This window comes from Flavobacterium sp. 270 (assembly GCF_004368785.1).
Taxonomy (GTDB): Bacteria; Bacteroidota; Bacteroidia; order Flavobacteriales; family Flavobacteriaceae; genus Flavobacterium.
In genome coordinates this window covers 1,312,797-1,335,481 of sequence record NZ_SODM01000001.1, presented here as the reverse complement: position 1 = coordinate 1,335,481, position 22,685 = coordinate 1,312,797, and the positions used below count along the sequence as shown (strand labels likewise).

The window sequence follows — 22,685 nt, the reverse complement described above, 5'->3', positions numbered from 1 at the left end:
TCGCAAAGTTTTATTTACAGCTTTGCGAACCTTTGCGTTTATTCAAATCTCTTGCATAAAAACCTTGCGACTTTGCGGTTAAATAAACTCAAAGTATATCAAACTTGAAACCTGAAACTTGAAACAAAAAACAAACTTAATATAAAAAAGAATGCCGGCATCTCGAAGACGCCGGCATCATTTAACTAACCAAAACCAAAATAATAAATAACCAGTTTATTACACTACAAAGATCAGATATATATGAATCTTTTGATGTTAAGGTTTTGTTATTACTTTGTTGGACATAAGTTAAGATTTATTAAGACCTTTTTTGAGCTTTCTGCAGTGTTAAATAAGTTTTGATTATTAAAATATAATAACAATCAATTTTGTTTATTAATGTGATAACGATAAGTTTGTATATTTGATAAAACATTAAACATCAGCAATATGGATTCGAACAAAAAATTAACAACTGCAACAGGAACTCCCGTTCCAGACAATCAAAACATTCAAACTGCAGGACCTCGCGGCCCCGTTTTATTACAGGATTTTTGGTTTTTAGAAAAGATGGCACATTTTGATCGTGAGGTGATTCCGGAACGAAGAATGCATGCCAAAGGATCAGGAGCTTACGGAACTTTTACAGTCACTAATGATATTACACAATATACAAAAGCTGACTTGTTTTCGGAAATTGGTAAAAAAACAGAAATGTTTGTACGTTTCTCAACTGTTGCAGGAGAAAGAGGTGCTGCCGATGCCGAAAGAGATATTCGTGGTTTTGCCATGAAATTTTATACTAATGAAGGAAATTGGGATTTGGTAGGAAATAATACACCTGTATTCTTTTTTAGAGATCCAATGAAATTTCCTGATCTGAACCACGCTGTAAAACGTGATCCAAAAACCAATTTAAGAAGTGCTGATAACAATTGGGATTTTTGGACATTATTACCCGAAGCATTGCATCAGGTTACGATTGTAATGAGCGATAGAGGAATTCCGAAAACGTACAGACAAATGCACGGATTTGGTTCTCATACTTTTAGTTTCATAAATGCACAAAACGAAAGACATTGGGTAAAATTTCATTTAGTTTCACAACAGGGAATCGAAAATTTATCTGATGAAGAAGCAGCAAAACTTGTTGGAGGCGACAGAGAAAGCCACCAAAGAGATTTGTTCAGTGCTATTGAAGAAGGTAATTTTCCAAAATGGAAAATGTTTGTTCAGATCATGTCAGAAGAACAGGCAAAAACATACCGTTTCCATCCTTTTGATTTAACGAAAGTTTGGTTGAAAGGTGATTTCCCTTTAATTCCTGTTGGAGAATTCGAATTGAATAAAAATCCGGAAAACTATTTTGCAGAAGTAGAACAAGCTGCGTTTAATCCGGCGCATGTTCCTCCCGGAATTGGTTTCTCACCAGACAAAATGCTTCAGGGACGTTTATTCTCTTACGGAGATGCGCACCGTTATCGTTTAGGTGTAAACAATTACCAAATTCCGGTAAATGCTTCAAGATGTCCTTACAATACTTTCCACAGAGATGGAGCAATGCGTGTTGATGGAAATAATGGAGGTAGAAAACATTATGAACCAAATAGTTTTGGAGAATGGCAGGATTCACCAGAAATAAAAGAACCGCCATTGGCAATTTACGGTGATGCATACGCGTATAACTTTAGAGAAGATGACAACGATTATTTTACACAACCAGGACTTTTATTCCGTTTATTAACGGATGAGAAAAAACAACTGCTTTTTAAAAACACTGCCGGACAAGTAGGAGGAGCACAGAAATTTATTCAGGTTCGTCACATTAGAAATTGCTACAAAGCCGATCCGGCATACGGAGAAGGAGTTGCAAATGCTTTAGGAATGACAATGGATGAAGTAAATAACTTCAGTGATCCAAGATTATTGATTACTGCGAGATAAAGGTTTTTTTGAAGGTTCTGAGATACTGAGTTTCTAAGGTTTTTCTTTTAAGAGGCAAAGGTTCAGAGTTGCAAAGCTTCAAGTTTAAAACAAAATAAAACCCGACAGATTTAAATCTGTCGGGTTTGTTATTTATATAATCAGTGTAAATCCGTTTAATCTGCTAAATCTGCGAGCAAAAGAAATAAGTTCAAAGATTTAAAAGCTCAGTATCTTAGAACCTTAGCAACTTAGAACCTTAAGAAAAAACCACTGTCTTATTACTATAAACCATAGTCTTACGTTCTGCATGAAGTTTTATAGCGCGCGCCAGAACAATTCGCTCTAAATCACGGCCTTTCATAATAAAGTCTTCTACAGAATGAATGTGAGAAACTCGTGCAATATCCTGTTCGATAATCGGACCTTCATCTAATTCTTCTGTCACGTAATGACTTGTAGCACCAATAATTTTTACACCACGTTTAAAAGCCGAATGATACGGTTTTGCACCCGGAAAAGCCGGTAAAAACGAATGGTGAATATTGATGATTTTATTCTCGTATAGCGAAATCAATTTTGGTGTCACAATCTGCATATAACGCGCTAAAACAATAAAATTGATCTGATATTTATTAAGCAGTTCAATTTGTTTTGCTTCACCTTCTTCTTTGTTGTCTTTTGTAAAAGGAACACAATGAAACGGAATATCAAAACGCTCGGCAATAGAACGTAAATCATTATGATTACTAATGATTACCGGAATTTCGACACTTAATTCTCCAGCGCTGTAACGACCCAAAATATCAAACAAACAATGATCATATTTAGACACAAACAAAGCCATTTTTGGTTTTTGTTCCTGATTGTATACATCCCAGGACATATTAAAATCAACAGCTAAAGTTTGATTAAACTCTTCTTTTATAACATCCAGACTACTATTCTGATTGCTAAATTCACATTCCAGACGCATAAAAAAAACATTTTGCTCTACATCAACATGTTGGTCGATATAAGTAATATTTCCTTCTACTTTGGCAATAAAAGTGGTCACTGCGGCAATAATTCCTTTTTGGTCTTTGCAATGAATGAGAATCGTTATTTTTTGCATTTTTTGGTTTAGTTTTTTTGGTTTAGTTTTTAAGCGCAAAGTTCGTAAAGATTTACGCAAAGTTGACAAGGTTTTTAATCTTAGAACTTAGCATCTCAGAACCTTAGAGCTTACTTTCCATCCTGCATTGCAAAAACACTTTTTAATAGCGGTGTTGTTCTTGCACTGATGTTATTACGGATGTCTTTTTCTTCAACAGCAATCATTTTAAAAACTCCTGCAAGTGCTTGATTTGTTGTGTAATCAGTCAAATCAGGATTTACTTTTTTCACTAGCGGAATAGTATTGTATTTTGTTATAATATTTTTCCAAACTACATCGGCACCCACTTTTTCGAATGAGGTCTTAATAACAGGATTAAATTTTCCGTACAACGCAGTAGTTGTAGTTCCTTGTAAATAGCTGGTTGCAGCACTGTCATTTCCTAATAAGATATTTTTAGCATCTGTAAACGACATATTTTTTACAGCCGATACAAATATTGGAGTTGCTTCTTTAACAGCATCTTCTGCAGCACGATTCAAAACCTTAATACCTTCATCTGCCAGTGAACTCAATCCGATTTTACGTAAAGTAGCATCTACTTTTTGTAATTCTGCAGGCATAAGAATTTTTACGGCTTCATTTTTATAAAAACCATCAACTGCTGTCAATTTACTCACTTGTTGTGTAATTCCTTTATTTAAGGCTTCTTTTAATCCAGAAGCAATATCTACACCGCCAACTCCCGGAATCTGTGAGGCAATTTGTGGCAATTGATTTAAAATCTGTGGCACTTGCGCACACGAATTAAGCGAAAATGCTAATACTAAAATTATAATCTTTTTCATTTATTGGGGGTTTTATAAGTTTCAAAAATACTACTTATTCAAAAACAAAGCCACAATTTTATTTTGGGAGCATAAACATTTTGTTAAATAACAATTATGCCGTTATCATTTTAATTATTTATTAAGGCCAATACATTCTATCGTTATAATTCCAATAGGTTTTACTTGAAATGTAAAAAGGCTTTTCTTCTTTAATCGGTAAATTGTCAGAACCTAAAAATTGGACTCTGATGATTTTTTCGGCACTGTCATCTTTCATATCAATATTACCTTCGGCCTGATCGATAATTTGCTTCTTTTTGTGGTAGAGATCTGGTTTCTCAATAATAAAAATAGTCACAGCTTCGTTTTCAGATTCCCTTTCGCCGGCAGGCTTTCCAGATATATCATAAGAGTCAATGCGTTGCAGTAAATTTTTCTCATAATAAAAAAGCTGATACACAATACCGCCATGCAAAACTTGCGGTTTATGATTAAAAAAGCGACAACGTAAAACTTGATTTTTTTGATTTGTAAATTCTATAGAACCGTTTCCTTGTTTGTCAACATTGTGGTATAAAATCCTGCAAGGTTTTGAAAATTGAGTTATTTTATCTGTATAAGCAGCGTATTTATTTTGGGCTTCTGTATTTAAATTTAAAAATAAAAACAGGAATAAAAATAGAACTTTAGAAGTGCAAAGTTTTAAGAAGTGATTCATGAGAAAGTTTATTTCTTAAGCAAATTAATTTCCGTATTCGTTTTATTTACATAAACAGACAATTCATCAAATATCCATTTTCCGTTTTTATGCGCTGTAACAAACAAAACTCCAGCACCTTTTGGGCCTTTTATCGGAATTTCTAAATCGCAGTTTCCACTATCATCGTCCGCATCAATATTTCCTGAGATCATTCCGTCTTTTTCAATCGGATTGCCCAATTGTTTTACAACCAATTCGTTATGTTGTACTTTATCCATTGCTTCTTTATAAGCATCAGATTCAGTCAATATAGAAGCAACACCAAGTAAAATTTCAGCAGCAAATAAAACTAAAAGCATTATAATAGTTACACATCCCGTTGGCACAAACCATTTCCAGTTTTTGTCCCACCAGCTGTTTGCAGGTTCATAATAATCGTCGAGCATAATAAAAAATGTAATATTAAACTTTAGAAAGTTAATGTTATTCTTCTAATTTACAATTAAGATTATAAACAAAAAATCATCATAAAAACGATGATGATTTTAAAATATAATAGAATGTAATTCTAACGATTGCTAAATGCTATTTCTTCTAACGCTTTTGGATTACTGATTGCTTTTGCAACTTCTTGCTTTCTCATCTCGGCTTTATCGTCGGTGCCGTTAATTAATAAAAGCTTTTTTGGAATAATAGGTTTTTTATCAAAAATAGTAGCGTAAAGTAAAATAGCCTGCATAAATCCGCCATCGTTTAATAAGTGAAGTGTGTTTTTTCCGTAACGCAGATTGTCTTTGTTTCCTGCCAAATAGTTATAGCCATTTTTACCGTCGTAAGCATCTTTTACAGCATCACCAACTCTTAATAAACCGGCATTTTTTATAAAGCCCATTACCAAAAGTGCGTTTTTGCGCATTGTTTCATAATTTTCGGTATAACCAGAATCGGTGTATGGTACAGGCGACATTCCTTCATAAATATATACGGCTGCGTCGGGGCTGTTTTTATGTATTTTTTCGACGATCATTTTTACATTTTCTTTGTAATTCTCCAGTTCTCCTAATGCTATTGGAGTAGATTCCTGAATAACTACATAATCGTAATAATTTCCATCTTTATCAATATTAGAAAAATTTTGATTTGCTTCTGTTTTGTTGGTATCATACACTTTTTGAAGTGATACGCCCATCGTTACCAATTGTTCAACATTCATAGGCTGATTATTGATATTGCAAAATTCTGCAAACAAAATAGGAGCACTTACCAAATATTCGGTATGATCGTTTCCTATAAATAAAATGCGGGGCGGACCTTGATTTTTTGGAGGCGTAGGCCGGATAAGGTTTTTTGTAGAGGTAAAATTTTGAGCAGAAGAAGGTTTGTTTTTACAAGCAGTAAGCAAAATTACGGCAATACTAAAAAGCAAAATTTGTTTTTTCATTTGATATTCATTAAAAAGAATTTTCAAATATCTTACTTGAAAATACTTGCAAACTTCTTTTTAAATGATGTAAATAATTGTCTAAAAACGATTTAAAAATCACATTTTAAGACATATTTTAAAGACTGAAATTAATTATGCGGTCTGTAAATAATGAATATCGGGATTATATAACGGTAAATTTTCGTTTAAAATTTCTAAGATATCAAGTGTAACATCTTTTCCGCCTTTAAAAAGATAAAATAAAGATTTGATAAGGGAAATTGGCCCCCAGGGAAGATACCACCAGCCAATAATTAAATTTAGAAATAAAAAATAAGCCGAATATTTAAAAGTACTTTCTTCAGGTCTTATAAAATAGACAGTAGAAGTCTTTTTGATTTTTTTTAATAATACAGAAACCGTATTAGGAAAAGCCACAAATTTGCCGCCTTGTTGTACTAATACTTTAATTTCAAAAATGGTTAATCCATCGATATTCAATGTTTTCATGATAATTAAATTTGGAATTATTAAGTGGTATAAATTATAATGCAAAATTCCAGCTTTCATGAAAATGAAATTACCTTCAAAAGTCTTTTTATCAATAACTTAAGGTTTTTTAAAACAAAAAAATGAGAACTTTCAAAAGTTAGAAAGTTCTCATTTTATATGTATATAGTTTTATTTTATTCTGTAAGTGAAACCGATTGCTGAGGCGTAACTTTATCTAAATCACTATCTTGATTGTACACATCTTGGAAGAAACCAATTTCACCGTTTTCATTTACTAATGAAGTAAAATAGGTAATATAGATTGGTACTTTTTTAGTTAGTTTAAAACTATTTTCTGTTTTTCCTGCCATAGCTTTATCAATTTTTTCAGGAGTCCATTCCGGATAATCTTTAAGCATTGCATACGCTAATTCTTTTGCTAATTTTAAATTTACGCAACCGTGGCTGAAGGTTCTTTTCTCAAAATCAAACAAAGTTTTTGATGGAGTATCGTGCATATAAATATCATCTGGATTAGGAAACATGAATTTTACCAAACCTAAAGAGTTTTCTGGTCCTGGTTTTTGTCTCACCTGGCCATTTACCATTTCCATATTATGTTCGGCAAGATAATTTGGATCTGCAGCGATTTTAGATCTTAATTCGTTTTGTACAATACTTTGTGGAACTGTCCAATATGGGCTAAAAACAATTCTGTCAATTTCGCCATTAAAAATGGTTGTTTTGGTTAAAGGTGCTCCAACAAAAACAGGGGATTTCAATTGAACTTTTCCATTTTTAACATAAATCATTTCGTATGACGGAACATTAACCAGAACATATTCATCACTATTAGCCATTTGCGCTGCTATTTCACGACATCTTTCCATGTTCAGCTTCAAAGTAGCAATCTTTTCTGAAACCGGAATATTCATTTCTTTAATGTGTTCTTCTGCAAGGATGTAATTAGGTTTAAATCCGTTACGAACTTTGTATTTCATTACAGCGTCCATTAATTCACGATCATAAACATCACTTTTAGAATCATTTTTTAAATCTCCTAATAAATACAAACGGGTTCTAACTTGCGCAATTGTATTTGAAACAGCATCTGGACGTAAATCTTTGTATGGTGTTTCTGCCACAATAGGTTTCCATTTATTTGATTTCTCTAATTTTTTATATTGTTTTAAAGCATCTTGTAATTTGTAGTATTGCTCAAATGTAACTTTAGAAGAGTTATCTTCTTTTTCAGTAGATGCTTCGATTGTGCTATAATTCATAAAATCTTTAAGCATAGCATCATAAGAAACTTTTTTCTTAGATTCTGAAATGCTGTTTTTAGCATATATTATATATAATGAACTTAAAAGCATATCTGCATCTGTTTTAGAAATGGTTTCAGATGAAGAATCAAAAAGCTGATCTATTTCTTTTTGGTAAGGGATTGATAAATCATTTGTTTTTTTAGCTTTTTCATACAATACAGTACCAAATTCGTTGATTTGATCTTCGTCATACCAAATTGTTCCAAAAGATCTGCTTTTGTACAAAGACAAAACGTCAGATTTGTATTTTTTTAAATCAGAGTATCTTCTAAAGAAATCATTGATTACTTCATCGTCTACTTTATTGGAATCATTAAGGTAAACGGTAGTTTTTAAAGTTTTTTTATTTGTATTATTCTCTGTTTTGGTGAAAGAAGAAATAAAAAAGCTCAAAATAATTATTGCGGTGATTGAAGATAAAGTTTTCATTTTTTTTAATATTACGTTACTATTTAGGTTACGTAGATTTTGGTAAAAATTTGGGACATTTCTACAATGCTAAATTACTTTAGTAGGCTGAGAGACATGTTTTTAGATTTTGTTTAAATGTTGCGAAATTGCCATGTCTTTAAGCTTTCTTTAACTAAATCAATCTCAAATCAAAATTGTTACCTATATATTGAGAAAAAAACAATTATTTTTTTGCTAACATAAAGTTAGAGTAGTATTCAAATATTAAAATATTTTGTAAATTGCCCTCATAAAATTATCATATTCATAAAATGGAACAACAAAAAACATATATTCCTAAAAATAAAGTAAGAATTGTTACCGCAGCATCTTTGTTTGACGGGCATGATGCCGCAATTAATATCATGCGTCGTATTATTCAGTCAACCGGAGTTGAGGTAATTCACTTGGGTCATGATAGAAGTGTTGAAGAAGTGGTAAATACCGCGATTCAGGAAGATGCGAATGCAATTGCAATGACTTCATATCAAGGTGGACATAATGAATACTTTAAATATATGTATGACTTGCTTCATGAAAAAGGAGCGGGGCATATCAAAATTTTTGGCGGCGGCGGTGGTGTAATTCTTCCGAGTGAAATTTCGGAGTTGCATGAATATGGTATTACCCGAATTTACGCGCCAGATGACGGACGTTCTTTGGGACTTCAGGGAATGATAAACGATTTGGTTGAAAAGGCTGATTTCCCGATTGGAGATAAATTAAACGGAGAAATTGATCATATAGAAGATAAAAATCCAACGGCAATTGCACGTTTGATTTCGGCTGCAGAAAATTTCCCGGAAATTGCAAAACCGGTTTTTGATCAGATTCATCAAAATAATACGAATTCTAAAATTCCTGTTTTAGGAATTACCGGAACGGGAGGAGCAGGAAAATCATCTTTGGTAGACGAATTAGTACGTCGATTTTTAATAGATTTTCCAGAAAAAACAATCGGATTGGTTTCTGTCGATCCTTCGAAAAGAAAAACGGGCGGAGCGCTTTTAGGAGACAGAATCCGTATGAATGCGATTAATAATCCGCGTGTATATATGCGTTCGCTGGCGACACGTCAGTCGAATTTGGCTTTGTCTAAATATGTTGCAGAAGCGATTCAGGTTCTAAAAGCAGCAAAATACGATTTGATTATTCTGGAAACTTCGGGAATCGGACAATCAGATACCGAAATTATGGACCATTCTGATGTATCATTATATGTAATGACACCAGAGTTTGGTGCTGCAACACAATTGGAGAAAATCGACATGCTTGATTTTGCCGATTTAGTGGCTTTAAATAAATTTGATAAACGCGGTGCATTAGACGCAATTCGCGATGTAAAAAAACAATATCAAAGAAACCATAATCTTTGGGATAAAAACCCAGACGAAATGCCGGTTTTTGGAACGATTGCTTCGCAGTTTAACGATCCGGGAATGAATACGCTTTATAAAGCGATTATGGATAAAGTGGTAGAAAAGACTGATTCTGATTTGAAATCGACTTTTGAAATCACAAAAGAAATGAGCGAGAAAATCTTCGTGATTCCGCCACACAGAACGCGTTATTTGTCTGAAATTGCAGAGAATAATAGAAGTTATGATGAAACGGCACTTTTACAGCAAAAAGTAGCTCAGAAATTATACGGAATCTTTAAAACGATAGAATCTGTTTCTGGAAAAGTTCCTCAAATAATAAAAGCAGGTATCGACGATTCTACTGTTTTGCCAAGCGGAATTGCAGAACATGACGAAAACAGAATTTTTTTAAATCTTTTACTAAATCAGTTTGATAAAGTAAAAATGGATTTAGATCCTTACAATTGGGAAATTATTCTGAATTGGGATGAAAAAGTAAACAAATACAAAAATCCGGTTTACTCGTTTAAAGTTCGTGATAAAGAAATCAAAATTGCCACGCATTCTGAAAGTTTATCACATTTACAGATTCCGAAAATTGCTTTGCCGAAATACGAAGCTTGGGGTGATATTCTGCGATGGAATCTGCAGGAAAATGTTCCTGGAGAATTTCCGTTTGCGTCGGGATTATATCCGTTTAAACGTGAAGGCGAAGATCCGTCGAGAATGTTTGCGGGCGAGGGCGGACCAGAAAGAACCAACAAACGTTTTCATTATGTAAGTGCGGGAATGCCTGCAAAACGTCTTTCTACAGCTTTTGATAGTGTAACTTTATACGGAAATGATCCAGATGTACGTCCAGATATTTACGGTAAAATTGGAAATGCCGGAGTTTCTATCTGCTGTTTAGACGATGCCAAAAAATTATATTCTGGTTTTGATTTGGTTCATGCTTTAACTTCGGTAAGTATGACGATAAACGGCCCAGCACCAATGTTGTTAGGTTTCTTTATGAATGCGGCGATTGATCAGCAATGCGAGTTGTACATCAAAGCCAATGATTTAGAAAAAGAGGTTGAGGCAAAAATCAACAAAATATACAAAGAAAAAGGAACAGAACGCCCACATTATCAAGGCGATCTGCCAGAAGGAAATAATGGTTTAGGTTTAATGCTTTTGGGTGTAACCGGAGATCAGGTTTTACCTCAAGAAGTTTATAATGAAATCAAAGTAAGAACACTTTCGCAAGTTCGTGGAACCGTTCAGGCCGATATTCTAAAAGAAGATCAGGCGCAGAATACTTGTATTTTCTCAACTGAATTTGCGTTGAGATTAATGGGTGACGTTCAGGAATATTTTATTACCAAAAACGTTCGTAATTTTTATTCGGTTTCAATTTCTGGATATCATATTGCAGAGGCGGGAGCAAACCCAATTACTCAATTGGCATTTACGCTTTCGAATGGTTTCACTTACGTGGAATATTATTTGAGTCGCGGAATGAATATCAACGATTTTGGACCAAATTTATCGTTCTTCTTCTCAAACGGAGTCGATCCAGAATATTCAGTAATTGGTCGTGTGGCGCGTAAGATTTGGGCAAAAGCCATGAAAAACAAATACGGCGCCAACGAAAGAGCACAAATGCTGAAATACCATATTCAAACTTCTGGGCGTTCGTTGCACGCGCAGGAAATTGATTTTAATGATATCCGTACGACTTTGCAAGCTTTGTACGCGATTTATGATAACTGTAATTCATTGCACACCAATGCTTACGACGAAGCGATTACAACACCAACAGAAGAATCGGTTCGTAGAGCAATGGCAATTCAGCTGATTATTAATAAAGAATTAGGTTTAGCGAAAAACGAAAACCCAATTCAAGGTTCTTTCATCATCGAAGAATTAACGGATTTAGTTGAAGCTGCCGTTTTACAAGAATTCGACAGAATTACAGAACGTGGCGGAGTTCTTGGTGCAATGGAAACCATGTACCAACGTTCTAAAATTCAGGAAGAAAGTTTGTATTACGAAACCTTAAAACACAACGGAGATTTCCCAATTGTGGGTGTAAATACTTTCTTAAGTTCAAAAGGTTCACCAACAGTAATTCCGGCAGAAGTTATCCGCGCAACCGAAGAAGAAAAACAATATCAAATTACGATGTTGGATAATTTACATCAGTTTCACGAAGCAAAAGTAAACGAGCATTTAAATAAACTTCAGGAAGCTGCAATTAAAAACGAAAACTTATTCGATTATTTAATGGAAGCTACAAAGGTTTGTTCTTTGGGGCAGATTACTTCGGCGTTGTTTGAAGTGGGCGGACAGTATAGAAGGAATATGTAAAATGAGTAATTCGCCTAAATCAAAGTGAATAAAATCCTAGTATTTTCAATGCTTTAGTTGTTTTTTAGATTTTAATGAATTTATCGGAATACACTTTTGGTTGACTAATTGTTGACTAAAAGTGTATTTTTTTTGTTTACATTTGACAGATAATAAATATAAAGGATGGCAACTATAAAATATCTTATTCAAAGTAAAAATGAAAATGCAAACATTTACATTCGTTATTCAATAAATAGAGAATCAGTTTGGAAGCGTAAAACTGGTTTTGTTATTAATCCCAATGATTGGAGTAAAGATAAAGGACAGCCGTTGCAGAAGAGTCAAGAATTGAAAGCAATTAAATTCAAACTAGAAAAATTATCAGTTTTTATTAATGATGCCTATAATAATTCGATTGATAAAGGACAAATATTTTCTGGTGAATGGTTGCAACATCAGATAGACCTTTTTAATAATAAAGTTGTAGTGGTTGATTTAGATATTTTAACTAATTCTATAGATGCCTATATTAATTCTGGTGATAATTTAAGTTCGGGGTCAATTAAAAATTTAGAAAATCTTAAAAAGTTTATAATTAAATATGAGATAGATAATTTAAAAGGAAAACAGATACTTATTAGAGATATAGATTTAAATTTTATTGATGTCTTTAAAAAGTATAATAGAGCTAAAGGACGTTCTATAAATTATATTGGTACTTATATCTCTATATTGAGGGCAGTAGTTAATAGAGCATCTATAAATGGAATTCCAACACATCCACAGTTTAAACAAATCAAAGCAATCAAACAAGTCAAAGAGCCAGACGAAATCATTATTTTAACTGAAGCTGAGCAAGAACTTATTAAAAATGTTAAGTTAGAGCGAGAGGCTTATATTAATGCAAGGAAATGGCTGTTATTAGGATGTTTAATTGGGCAAAGAGCAGGTGATTTGCTTGATATTACTGAAAAAAATATTAAAGATATAAATGGAATGAAAATTATAGAATTAAAGCAAAAGAAAACTGGTAAGAAGGTTGCTATTCCTTTGATTCCTTCAGCAATCGAAATAATAGAAAGTGGATTGCCTTATAGAATAAACTTAGAAAACTTTAATAGCTATTGTAAAGAAGTCTGTAAGGAAGCAAAGATTAATACAATTGTAAAGGGTAAAATGCGTATTGATGAAAAAAGGACTCTAACCGTTGGCAAATATGAAAAATGGCAAGTTATAAGTTCTCATGTGTGTAGAAGGTCATTTGCTACGAATTTTTACGGTAGAATACCAACCTCTATATTGATGAATATAACAGCACATGGAACTGAAACAATGTTCTTATCTTATATTGGTAAAACAACTTATGATAATGCTTCGCAGATGTTAGAATATTTTAATAAATTGGCACTTTGAAAATAGAAAGAATAAAACACAATTTTAAATGAGTATTTCAAAATTAATAGCATTTTTTAACGAAAGCAGTAAATTAACTGAATTTGATATTAGAAGAAATATATATGATTTAACTAATAATTTAGATGTGGAGTTATTGTACGATTTGATGAGTGAGCATGCAAGATATAAGGCTTCATTAATACAAAAAATAAAATTAGATAATGGAATTGAAGTTCCTGATATTTATTATATAAATCATCATCGTGGAGAGCAAAAGACTGATATAGTTCAAAGGAGGAATAAATATATTGAGATTCATTTGAAAGAAAATAAAGAAACAGATGTCGAAGAAGTAGAGAATGAGAGCAAGAAATTTTCAAAAATTCTCAATGATTTACTTACTAGAAAAATAAGTGATTTACCAAAGGATTCAAGACTAAGAAACAATACAATGTTTCAAATGTTTTATGAGGAAACAGTTGAAGAAAACCTTGATTGGTATTCACATGAAAATGATGGTGAATTACAACAAAGTGATGAAATTATTGATTTAAGTGATACTACAAGTACTGCAAAAATAGTTTTTTTAGAAAAGCTTGGAATCATTGATTTTTTAAGAACGAAGCAACCCTTTAATACATCGGTTAATAGCATGGCTACGATTCTGAGTGCTATTACAGGAGCACAGGCATCCACAATTCAATCAATGATAAATCCAATGCTACGTGATGATGTAAGCGGTAAGAATAACCCTATGAATTCAAGGAAAGCAGTTGATTTAGTAGAGATTAAACTCGCTAAAGTTGGATTTAGATTTGAATGATAATGTTTCGTGCTAATATTTTAATTTTGTAAAATATTGTGTACTTGAGTTTATGTCCAATTAGTTTTAATTTCGGCTATGTGCTTTTCTAATCTTTTTGAAAAGCTTTCTTCATTAAATTTTTCTTTTTTTTCTAATTTACTAATAATTTTTACACTTTGATTCCATATTTGTATCAGCTCCGATATTTTTGGTTTCAATGCAATGGCATTGTCAGGTGTAAAATGTACTGTCTTATTTCTTAAACTGAACAGGTTGGTGATTTCATTCAAATGAACTTTATTGTTGTTTAAATCATCTTTAAAAATATAAATTAAACGTTCCATTATCTTAGAAATGGAAATTCTAGCATAGCTAAACTCGTCAATTACACCTGTCTGATTTAAAAAGAGTAAATGTCTATTTACAAGAGTTTCTATAAAGAAACCAAAATTATTTAAATGACCTAATATTTCAATTGAGTCTATTCTATGATTCAGTCCGAATTTGTGTTTTTCAGTTTCTGCTCTTAATTGAGATTTTTGCCAAGCGTTTGACATTAAACTTATCGTTTCATTTGTCAGAACATCAGGTATGTTTGATTGTAAAATTCCAACTGCATTATCGGGTAAGTGTGTTTTGTTAATTATTTCACGGTCTTCTTTAGATGGTTCAATAAGGTTTAACTCTTCAGAAAATAATATTGAACTATGTTCGGACTTCAAAGCAGTATGTAAATAACGAAATGATTCTTCAAGAAAAAAAGTTCCTCCAAGTTCTAATTTTGAATAAGTGTCTATTTCGTGTTTAGTGCTCATGTTTAACTTTTTAGGAATGTTACTATTGAAGTTATAAATCAACTTTAAATTATGTTAATTGCAGTTAGTAAAAATAAATATTTTTATTAAATAGCCTTACAAATTCATGTAAATATCATCTAGTTCCTCTTGTCTAATTCCTAGATATCTTTTTGTAATTGCTGGTGAAGAATGGTTAAATAGCTCGCTAAGGTATAAAAGTGCTTTATCTGTCTCATTGTTGTTTGACCATACTTGGCGACCAAAAGTTTTTCTAAGACTGTGAGTAGAAATTGCTAGATTTTTAGAACCTAAGATTTCTTTTAATTTACGATTAACATATTGAGAGCTAAAAACTGTATTTTGGTTTGAGGTGAATACATAACCTGTATTTTCTGAACATCTTTCTTTTAGTAAAGAATAAGCATTTTTAATATTATCGTTTAATCTGATTACTCTTTTTTTATTCGTTTTTGATTCGACTAAAGAAATAGAATTGTTTTGTAAATCTTCATGTTTCAATTCCAATATATCAGATATTCTTAATCCAGCATTTATTCCGAATACAATCAAAAAGCCTAATTTGAAATTCTTATCGGTTTTGATAATTTTTATTGCTTTGTTCAAAGTCGAATCAAAATTTAAATAATCGCTAGTAGTAGAAGAATTTTTTAGGCTCATGGCTTTCTTGTTTATTAATGTAAAAATACAGACAAAAAGTTTCAAAAACAAATAAAAACACTCAAAAGTGAAACTTTTTTACTGACAAGAATTACCAAATCTTTGTCAGCCCTTTATTTATAGGGGTTCAGTTAACTTAAAAAGTTTCACTATTATTAGAAGTGAAACTTTTGAGTATTTATGGATTTTTTTGTTCACGTTGTTTATAAATAGAAACGTGAACACTGTGAACATAAAATATAGAAATGAACTTTTTTAAATTAGCTTCGATTTCTATTTTGCAGTAATTTTGAAAGTTCACCAAATTGTTTGGGTGTAAAATTTGACTGTTTAAAAATAATTGGAAATTTTAGGTCTTCTTTTTCCAGAATCTTTTTTAGTTGAGATAAGGTTAATTTTATTTTCATGATTACTTATTTTTTGATGGTATTGATAAAATCCCAGTCTTCCCCGTTCAGACCATCTTTTGACATGTAAAACAATCCTGCTTTATATTTATCATATTGGCTCACATCAATTCTATCGTAGCTGAAATATGCTTGAATATCGGTTACAATTTCCTTATGTAGTTTCTTATCCTCAATATATATTACAAAATGGTTATGATATCCTGTTCGGTTGGTAAACGGTTCAGTAGTGAAGAAGATTCTTAAATCTGTTGTGTTACCATACTTTTCAACTAAATAATCATAAACCCCGTGCATTTGCTTAAAACAACTGTTCTTTTTACGGTCTAATTTGTAGGCAACAGTAAAGAAGAAACTCCAATTCATCTGCCACAAAGTAGATTGCAGGCTGTCTTTATCTTCCAGACAATCAATTAAATTTCTCATAGACTGGTTTTCCTGTCTGAGAATCTTATTTTCATCAAACATTACCTCACTGTTAAAATAGCGTGCGTGGTCTATTGGAAATATTCTCTTTCCATTTTTTAGCATAGTAGCTGAAAATAAATCTTCATTCTTATTGTAAAATCTATATATTTTACTTTTACTGGCTTTGGTAGTATTTTTAAATTCTATTATATTCTCATATTTCATATTTTAATCTGTTCCTATTTATTTTTTGTTATTTAGATGCAAGAACTCCATACAAGGGTTTTAATCAAGCATCTGTATAATAAATACTAACAAATTCTTCAAAGTGTAGCTTATTGGGACTTTTTTGAAAAATATTTTTTTTGGACTAGATAATTTCTGTGTCAAAGTGATACAATCATGCCGAAATCCTGAAAATATATATTAAAATCTGTTCACAGCATCATAATAGCATATAAATTAGATGTATTTTGGGCAATATAAGAAAGGTAACCAGATTACAAATCTTAACTATTTTATCATAAAAGATAAGGCATGGGGGGGCATAATGCAGGGGTGTTCTTGGGATAGCAGGGATTGTCTCATAATTAGGATACGTGCTCTTTTAAAATTGCAATATGAATATTTTTCCTATAAAACAATACGCCTTAAAAGCAAAAACCATCCTAACAGGATGGTCTAATCATATCAAATATGTAACTTTTTAAGATTATCTGCAAGTAGGACATGAGCTCTTACGGGCTTCACTGCAACATTTCTGTGAGCAATAATATCCTATTGATGTTGTGGAATTTGTTCTATAGCAATCTGACATTTTGCCTAAATGAGTATAGTGCTCTCCACTGAAAGATTTTCCGCACCATGAGCAGGTTTTGCTTGACGAATAAGAACTGCTGTTTGATGATGTTGATGATGAATCATAGTCATATCGGCTGGCTGTAGCCAATACTTGTTTGCAATGCGCTATTTCTTTTAGAACCTCATGAATGTGTTTATCCCGACTTCTAATTCCCCTTTTTTGACAGTCACCGTTAAAGCTTGTTATATCGTTACTCAATTCGGTATAATCATTTAATAATTTCTCAAAATCATTGGTGGTTTTTGATGTGTCTGCCTGAACAGATAATTTATCATATCGTAAATCATTTGCTTTTTTCTTGAGTTTTAGGTCAGCTGGATAGTCATTACAACTAACTGATAGAATTGAAACTATCAGTATCAATAAAAATCTATAAAACATTTTGTAATCTAGTTTTAGATTTCTTTCTAGGAAAAATACTTTTCTCATTTGTGTTTTTGGTTTTTAAAGTGAACATTATTTGTTATTGTATGGCAAATATATAAATTATAGCACAAGTGCTATAATGATTTTGTTATTTATATCTTCATTTTGATGAAGTGAAAAAAGATGAAGCTAAAACCCGAAAATTAATCTTCGACCAAGAAGGTTTACAGTTGCTTGCCAAGCGACTTAAGGAAATACGCTCTGAAAAGGGGATTTCACAAGAAGAACTTGCTTATCGTTCCGAATTAACATTATCTCAAATTGCTAGAATCGAGACAGTCAGAATAAATCCTACTATTAGTACTATATTTAAAATTGCCCGTACTTTAGAAGTACCATTGCAGGAGTTATTTAATTTTGAATTGCAACCATTTTCAAATAAATAATTTTTTGATTTAAAACATAAACTCAAAGCCACTTTAATTTGAAGTGGTTTTTTTTTATTGTTTTAAGTTTTGTAAATCAATTGGTTATTAATTTTATCTGTTTTGATTATACGAATTAGGGAATCCCTAAAAATACCCTAATCTTCATTTGCATCATAATCTTAAACATGATAACAATGAATAATCAAATCTTATTAAACGGTATTACAATTGAACAATTAGCAGAAGCATTAAAAGTACTAATGTTTGAAAAAGCTCCAGAAAAAATGAACGCTGAAAATGTGTTATTGACCAGAGATGAAGTATGTGAACTTCTTTCTTTTAATAAGACAAGTTTATGGAAACATACTAAAAGTGGAAAATTAAAAAGTTACGGTATAGGAAACCGTGTATACTATAAGCGCCATGAAGTATTAGAAGCTGTTAAACCTATTAATTCATAAGTCATGGTAGATATGTGTAAAGAAGTGGAATTAAGCATTAAAACAAGCGATGTGGCTGTGATAGAAAAGGTTTCAAGAGGGCTAAATGATAATATTGGATTATTCACTATTAAATCTGCTACTCAATGGATTGAAGAGGCTAAGAATATACCAATTCCCAAAATGCTTTTTGGCGAATTCTGGTGCGAAGGTGAATTGTGTATTCTTTTTGCAGATACAAATTTAGGCAAATCTATTCTTGCTGTCCAAATTGGAAATAGTATTACCAAGAATGAATCTATAGCACCTTTCAAATTAGATTCACCAAAACAGGCTATTTTATATTTTGATTTTGAACTTTCAATTAAGCAATTTGAAAATAGATATTCCAAAGACTATAGCGAGCATTATGATTTCGATGACAATTTTATAAGGATAGAAATTAATAGTGATGCCGAAGTGCCAGATGGTAGGGATTTTGAAGATTATCTGTGTGATTCTTTAGAGCGTTCAATTATTTCAACAGGTGCAAAAATAATTATTATAGACAATATCACTTTTCTTAAAAATGGAAATGAGTCTGCTAAGGATGCACTGCCATTAATGAAACAATTGAAAGCATTAAAAAACAAACATGAATTATCAATATTGGTTCTTGGGCATACACCTAAGAGAGATTTGTCAAAACCTTTAAGTATTAATGATATAGCTGGAAGTAAAATGTTAAGTAATTTTTGCGATAGTGCATTTGCAATTGGACAGAGTTCTTCAGATTCTAGTTTGAGATACTTAAAACAACTAAAACAGAGAAACACGGAACAAATATATGATTCTGAAAATGTATGTGTTTGCCAAATATCAAAACCTGAAAATTTTCTGGAATTTGAGTTTATAAATTACGCTGAAGAACGAACTCATCTGAAAGAATTTAAGAAAACGGACAAAGAGAATATAATTGGTAAAGTTAAAGAATTATCAATATCTGGTAAAACACAAAGACAAATTGCTACAGAATTATGTATATCTCTAGGAGTCGTAAACAAATATCTAAAAAAATAGTGTTCATGTTCACGTTGTTCACGTTTTTAGCATGAACACCATAAACAGAATAAATATAAAGTTTGGAATTAAGATTGTTCATATTTATAATGTTTACACTTTTAAAAAATGAACACAATAAGCGAAAACTTTATAAGTGTTAAAAAATACTATATATTAGCATTACGATAAAACTTACATTTACTATGTGTGAACTAACAACTAAATGTAGCTATTTTGATAATAACTGTAAAAATTAAAAATGAATAATATTGGAGATTTCTTGAATAATTCAAAAGGTTTAACAAAGAACCCATTAGGGATAATAGCTTTATTTGTATCGCTCATTTACGGGTTTGCTTGTCTCGTATTGAGTTCAAGTATAGCAAACCTTATAACGCCAGAAGAAAGATTACCTTTAATATGGTTTATAATTTTATTCCCCGTAATTATCCTTTTGGCATTTGTTCTACTTGTAATATTTCATCATACTAAATTGTATGCTCCTAGTGATTTTAGAGGTGATGATTCTTTTATAAAAGTTTTAGATAATAAAAGTATATATGAAAAGCAGTTAGATGAGGTCATAACTTTAGAGACAGCACCAATTAAGGAAGAAATTATAGATTTAGAGGATAATTTAAACGAACAGAATGAAAGTATAGAGCCTATAACGCCAGATTTAGAATTGCCCAAGATAGTTGAGTCACAAAATGAAAATAATCTAATGATTAAGGATGATTTGGTGAAAATACATAAAAATGCAGAAAGCTGGGCTGTTCAAGAGTTAAGCTTAAAATATAATATAGTATTCCAATCAAACATTTCCGTTTCAACTGCTTATGGTAAATTGCAACTTGATGCTATGGGAAAAAATAAAGAAACTGTATATATTTTAGAAATTAAATACTGGGAAACAAATAAATCAGATAAAAAATTAAAACTATCGATTCAAGATTTTTTATTACAAAGTGAGAAACTTGAAAAACTATTTAAAACTAACCTAAATTTAAAGTTAGTTGTGGTATTAGTTTTTGACTCGTTGCGTAATGTAAATGGAGCTCAATTCACAACATTTGTTAAGAGTATTTACAATGATGCGCACGTAGAGTTTTTTGAATATTCAAAACTTAAAAAAGATTACGAATAGAAAGTTTTTGTTTTTTTGATAGTTAAGATTTTTTGAACATAATAAATTATAAAAGTATGCCTTTAAGTCGTGGTAGAAAATCAAAGAATAAAAAGAAAACTCCTAAGAAAAAAAGAACTAATTCTAATTATGAAGAGTTTAATACAAATGGAGTTAAAGTATATAGGCAAGGAAAAAACGTATTTTTACAAACAAATAGGACTCAGGAACAACAGAACGAACTAATTGAGAGCATAAAAAAAAATCGCCCTCAATTGTTGGATACACTGAAAGTATCAATTGATAGAATTACTGAAATCTTTTCAAATTATGACAATTTTCAATTACTAGGTGGATTATGCTATAATTTATTTGTTAATCATGATAATTCTGAAGATGATGGAGCTTCACAATTAGCGGTGGAATATGGACTAAGTTTTTCGACTGCATTAAAAAATAACCCTAAAGTTTCTCCAACATCTGAAATATTAAATGAATTAATCGAGTTGTTATTAAGTACAAGACAAACATATAATCACTATGTGATGACGGAGTTTGTAGATTCTAAAAATTCGGAAATTGAAAATCATCTACGCTACAAAACAATTTTAGAATCTCTATTTATGCGTGGAAATGGTTACATGCAACACATATATACCATATTTGAAGAACTTTTTTCTGGACATGATGATTTTTTACATAAACATTATGGTTTTAACACAGCGGATATATTAGAAACTATATTGCAATTAGAGGATTCATATTATTGTCGTGTAATTCTTGAAAATGGCATACCACATTGGAAAGCATATGAGAGATTTAAAGAATGGCAAAAAGCTCAGGGTATAGCTTCTTTTTTAATGGGGGATGATAAGCCAATGATTAATTTTTTAGTAGACAATCCAGATTTTGTTAGTACTCAAAATAAACCAAGCGGATATGGAATTAACGACATAGCTCAATTTGAAGAATTGTATAAAATAAGATATCGAAAACCGATTCATAAAAAAATTGTAGAATCTCTTAGTATTGAATTTGGAGATAATTTGGATTTTCTAAATCCAAAATTTTCTGGTTTGCCTTTGAATGACAGTCAGTCTAATTTAAAACCAGTGATTTCTTATGGTGGAAGTCATTATCTATTTGGCTTTAATGTTCTTACAAATAATTTATTTTCTATTACTGAAAAATTGATTTTAGACGCTGACAAAGTGTATTATGAACAAAAGTTTTTAGGTAATAAATATTCTAAATCACGTGATAATTACTTGGAAAACAAGACTTTTAAATTGTTTTCAAAATTTATACCCAACTCGTTATCTTATCTTAATCTTAAATACAGACCTGGTCAAGTTGATAAGATTGGTAATAAAATTGAAACAGAACTGGATTTGTTAATAGTTTCGGATAAAGCGAACTATATAATAGAAATGAAAGCAGGTGGATTATCAGCTCCGTCAAAACGTGGTGCTTTAAAGAGTTTAAGTGGACAATTATCAGAAACAGTAGGATATGGTGCATATCAAAGTCACAGAGCTTATAAATATATTCAAGATGATTCTAATCCTGAATTTTATGATGACAAAAAAAACATAATTGTAGTCGATAAATTAAAGAAGACCTTCAGAATAACGATTACTTTGGAGCATCTTTCTGGATATATTGCAAATATCCATGAATTAAAAATTATGGGGGTGATTGAAAAGGATATTGAGTTTGCATGGACATGTAGTTTATTCGATTTAATGATTTTCTCAGAAATAATTGAAAATGAAGATGATTTTATTGAATATCTTGAAAAACGTATACCTCTTTATAATAATCCAAACATTGATGTAGACGATGAAATAGATTTTTTAGGATATTTTCTTGATACAGGAGACCTAGTTGACAGAAAAGCACTGAAAAAGGTTTCTTCTTTTAGATTAAATAAAGCATCGCAAGAAATAGACCTCTATTTTCAAAAAGGAGGGACTAAACCTAAAAGAAAAAAATGACACATTTAAAGATTTA

Annotated in this window: 21 protein-coding genes; 9 read left to right on the top strand and 12 right to left on the bottom strand. The window is 31.3% G+C overall.

All coding sequences use genetic code 11. The features are described 5' to 3' along the window. The first annotated feature begins 432 nt into the window (after nt 1-432). Nucleotides 433-1,926 carry a catalase gene (locus tag EV144_RS05795; RefSeq protein WP_134146996.1) on the top strand — a complete coding sequence of 498 codons (1,494 nt, stop codon included), beginning with the start codon at nt 433-435 and terminating at the stop codon, nt 1,924-1,926. 238 nt (nt 1,927-2,164) lie between these two features. On the opposite strand, the gene purU is transcribed toward EV144_RS05795, so the two are convergent. The 7 genes from purU to EV144_RS05760 form a co-directional block, all read right to left on the bottom strand. Further along, complete coding sequence (gene purU, locus EV144_RS05790; protein ID WP_134146995.1) at nt 2,165-3,019, bottom strand: formyltetrahydrofolate deformylase; 855 nt, start codon at nt 3,017-3,019, stop codon at nt 2,165-2,167. A gap of 110 nt (nt 3,020-3,129) precedes the next feature. Then, nucleotides 3,130-3,849, bottom strand: coding sequence for a DUF4197 domain-containing protein (locus tag EV144_RS05785; protein ID WP_134146993.1), 720 nt, complete (start codon nt 3,847-3,849; stop codon nt 3,130-3,132). Between the two features lie 121 nt (nt 3,850-3,970). Beyond that, on the bottom strand, nt 3,971-4,549 hold the full coding sequence (locus tag EV144_RS05780) for a hypothetical protein (RefSeq protein ID WP_134146991.1): 579 nt from the start codon (nt 4,547-4,549) through the stop codon (nt 3,971-3,973). A gap of 8 nt (nt 4,550-4,557) precedes the next feature. Then, on the bottom strand, nt 4,558-4,977 hold the full coding sequence (locus EV144_RS05775; protein WP_134146990.1) for a cytochrome c oxidase assembly factor Coa1 family protein: 420 nt from the start codon (nt 4,975-4,977) through the stop codon (nt 4,558-4,560). A gap of 122 nt (nt 4,978-5,099) precedes the next feature. After that, a complete protein-coding gene (locus EV144_RS05770) occupies nt 5,100-5,972 on the bottom strand; it encodes a hypothetical protein (RefSeq protein WP_134146988.1) in 873 nt (290 codons plus the stop codon). A gap of 135 nt (nt 5,973-6,107) precedes the next feature. Then, nucleotides 6,108-6,464, bottom strand: coding sequence for a hypothetical protein (locus EV144_RS05765; protein ID WP_134146987.1), 357 nt, complete (start codon nt 6,462-6,464; stop codon nt 6,108-6,110). A gap of 176 nt (nt 6,465-6,640) precedes the next feature. Beyond that, the gene (locus tag EV144_RS05760) at nt 6,641-8,203 is read right to left on the bottom strand and encodes a murein L,D-transpeptidase (protein ID WP_134146985.1); all 1,563 of its coding nucleotides are present in this window, start codon (nt 8,201-8,203) and stop codon (nt 6,641-6,643) included. A 293-nt stretch (nt 8,204-8,496) separates the two neighbouring features. Here EV144_RS05760 and EV144_RS05755 point away from each other — a divergent pair, with 293 nt between their 5' ends. From EV144_RS05755 to EV144_RS05745, 3 genes are all read left to right on the top strand, one after another. Then, complete coding sequence (locus EV144_RS05755; protein WP_134146984.1) at nt 8,497-11,937, top strand: methylmalonyl-CoA mutase family protein; 3,441 nt, start codon at nt 8,497-8,499, stop codon at nt 11,935-11,937. A 165-nt stretch (nt 11,938-12,102) separates the two neighbouring features. Further along, nucleotides 12,103-13,332, top strand: coding sequence for a phage integrase SAM-like domain-containing protein (locus EV144_RS05750; RefSeq protein ID WP_134146983.1), 1,230 nt, complete (start codon nt 12,103-12,105; stop codon nt 13,330-13,332). 28 nt (nt 13,333-13,360) lie between these two features. Next, nucleotides 13,361-14,137, top strand: coding sequence for a hypothetical protein (locus EV144_RS05745; protein WP_134146981.1), 777 nt, complete (start codon nt 13,361-13,363; stop codon nt 14,135-14,137). Between the two features lie 50 nt (nt 14,138-14,187). On the opposite strand, the gene EV144_RS05740 is transcribed toward EV144_RS05745, so the two are convergent. From EV144_RS05740 to EV144_RS05725, 5 genes are all read right to left on the bottom strand, one after another. Then, on the bottom strand, nt 14,188-14,934 hold the full coding sequence (locus EV144_RS05740) for a hypothetical protein (protein WP_134146980.1): 747 nt from the start codon (nt 14,932-14,934) through the stop codon (nt 14,188-14,190). A gap of 96 nt (nt 14,935-15,030) precedes the next feature. Next, nucleotides 15,031-15,594, bottom strand: a complete 564-nt coding sequence (locus EV144_RS05735) for a tyrosine-type recombinase/integrase (RefSeq protein ID WP_134146978.1) — start codon at nt 15,592-15,594, stop codon at nt 15,031-15,033. Between the two features lie 260 nt (nt 15,595-15,854). After that, nucleotides 15,855-16,001, bottom strand: coding sequence for a hypothetical protein (locus EV144_RS24110; protein WP_166670542.1), 147 nt, complete (start codon nt 15,999-16,001; stop codon nt 15,855-15,857). 6 nt (nt 16,002-16,007) lie between these two features. Then, complete coding sequence (locus EV144_RS05730) at nt 16,008-16,634, bottom strand: hypothetical protein (protein ID WP_134146977.1); 627 nt, start codon at nt 16,632-16,634, stop codon at nt 16,008-16,010. Between the two features lie 487 nt (nt 16,635-17,121). Continuing rightward, complete coding sequence (locus EV144_RS05725) at nt 17,122-17,700, bottom strand: hypothetical protein (protein ID WP_134146975.1); 579 nt, start codon at nt 17,698-17,700, stop codon at nt 17,122-17,124. Nucleotides 17,701-17,810: 110 nt separating this feature from the next. Here EV144_RS05725 and EV144_RS05720 point away from each other — a divergent pair, with 110 nt between their 5' ends. The 5 genes from EV144_RS05720 to EV144_RS05700 all read left to right on the top strand — a co-directional run bounded on the left by EV144_RS05720 (nt 17,811) and on the right by EV144_RS05700 (nt 22,669). Next, nucleotides 17,811-18,083 (top strand): helix-turn-helix transcriptional regulator, encoded by a 273-nt coding sequence (locus tag EV144_RS05720; protein ID WP_134146974.1) that lies wholly within the window; start codon nt 17,811-17,813, stop codon nt 18,081-18,083. A gap of 176 nt (nt 18,084-18,259) precedes the next feature. Then, the gene (locus EV144_RS05715) at nt 18,260-18,526 is read left to right on the top strand and encodes a helix-turn-helix domain-containing protein (RefSeq protein ID WP_243854621.1); all 267 of its coding nucleotides are present in this window, start codon (nt 18,260-18,262) and stop codon (nt 18,524-18,526) included. Between the two features lie 3 nt (nt 18,527-18,529). Beyond that, a complete protein-coding gene (locus tag EV144_RS05710) occupies nt 18,530-19,564 on the top strand; it encodes an AAA family ATPase (protein WP_243854620.1) in 1,035 nt (344 codons plus the stop codon). 241 nt (nt 19,565-19,805) lie between these two features. Beyond that, entirely contained in the window at nt 19,806-20,693 is an 888-nt protein-coding gene (locus EV144_RS05705) for a hypothetical protein (RefSeq protein WP_134146971.1), read from the top strand. Nucleotides 20,694-20,749: 56 nt separating this feature from the next. After that, the gene (locus EV144_RS05700; protein WP_134146970.1) at nt 20,750-22,669 is read left to right on the top strand and encodes a hypothetical protein; all 1,920 of its coding nucleotides are present in this window, start codon (nt 20,750-20,752) and stop codon (nt 22,667-22,669) included. Nucleotides 22,670-22,685: the final 16 nt, after the last annotated feature.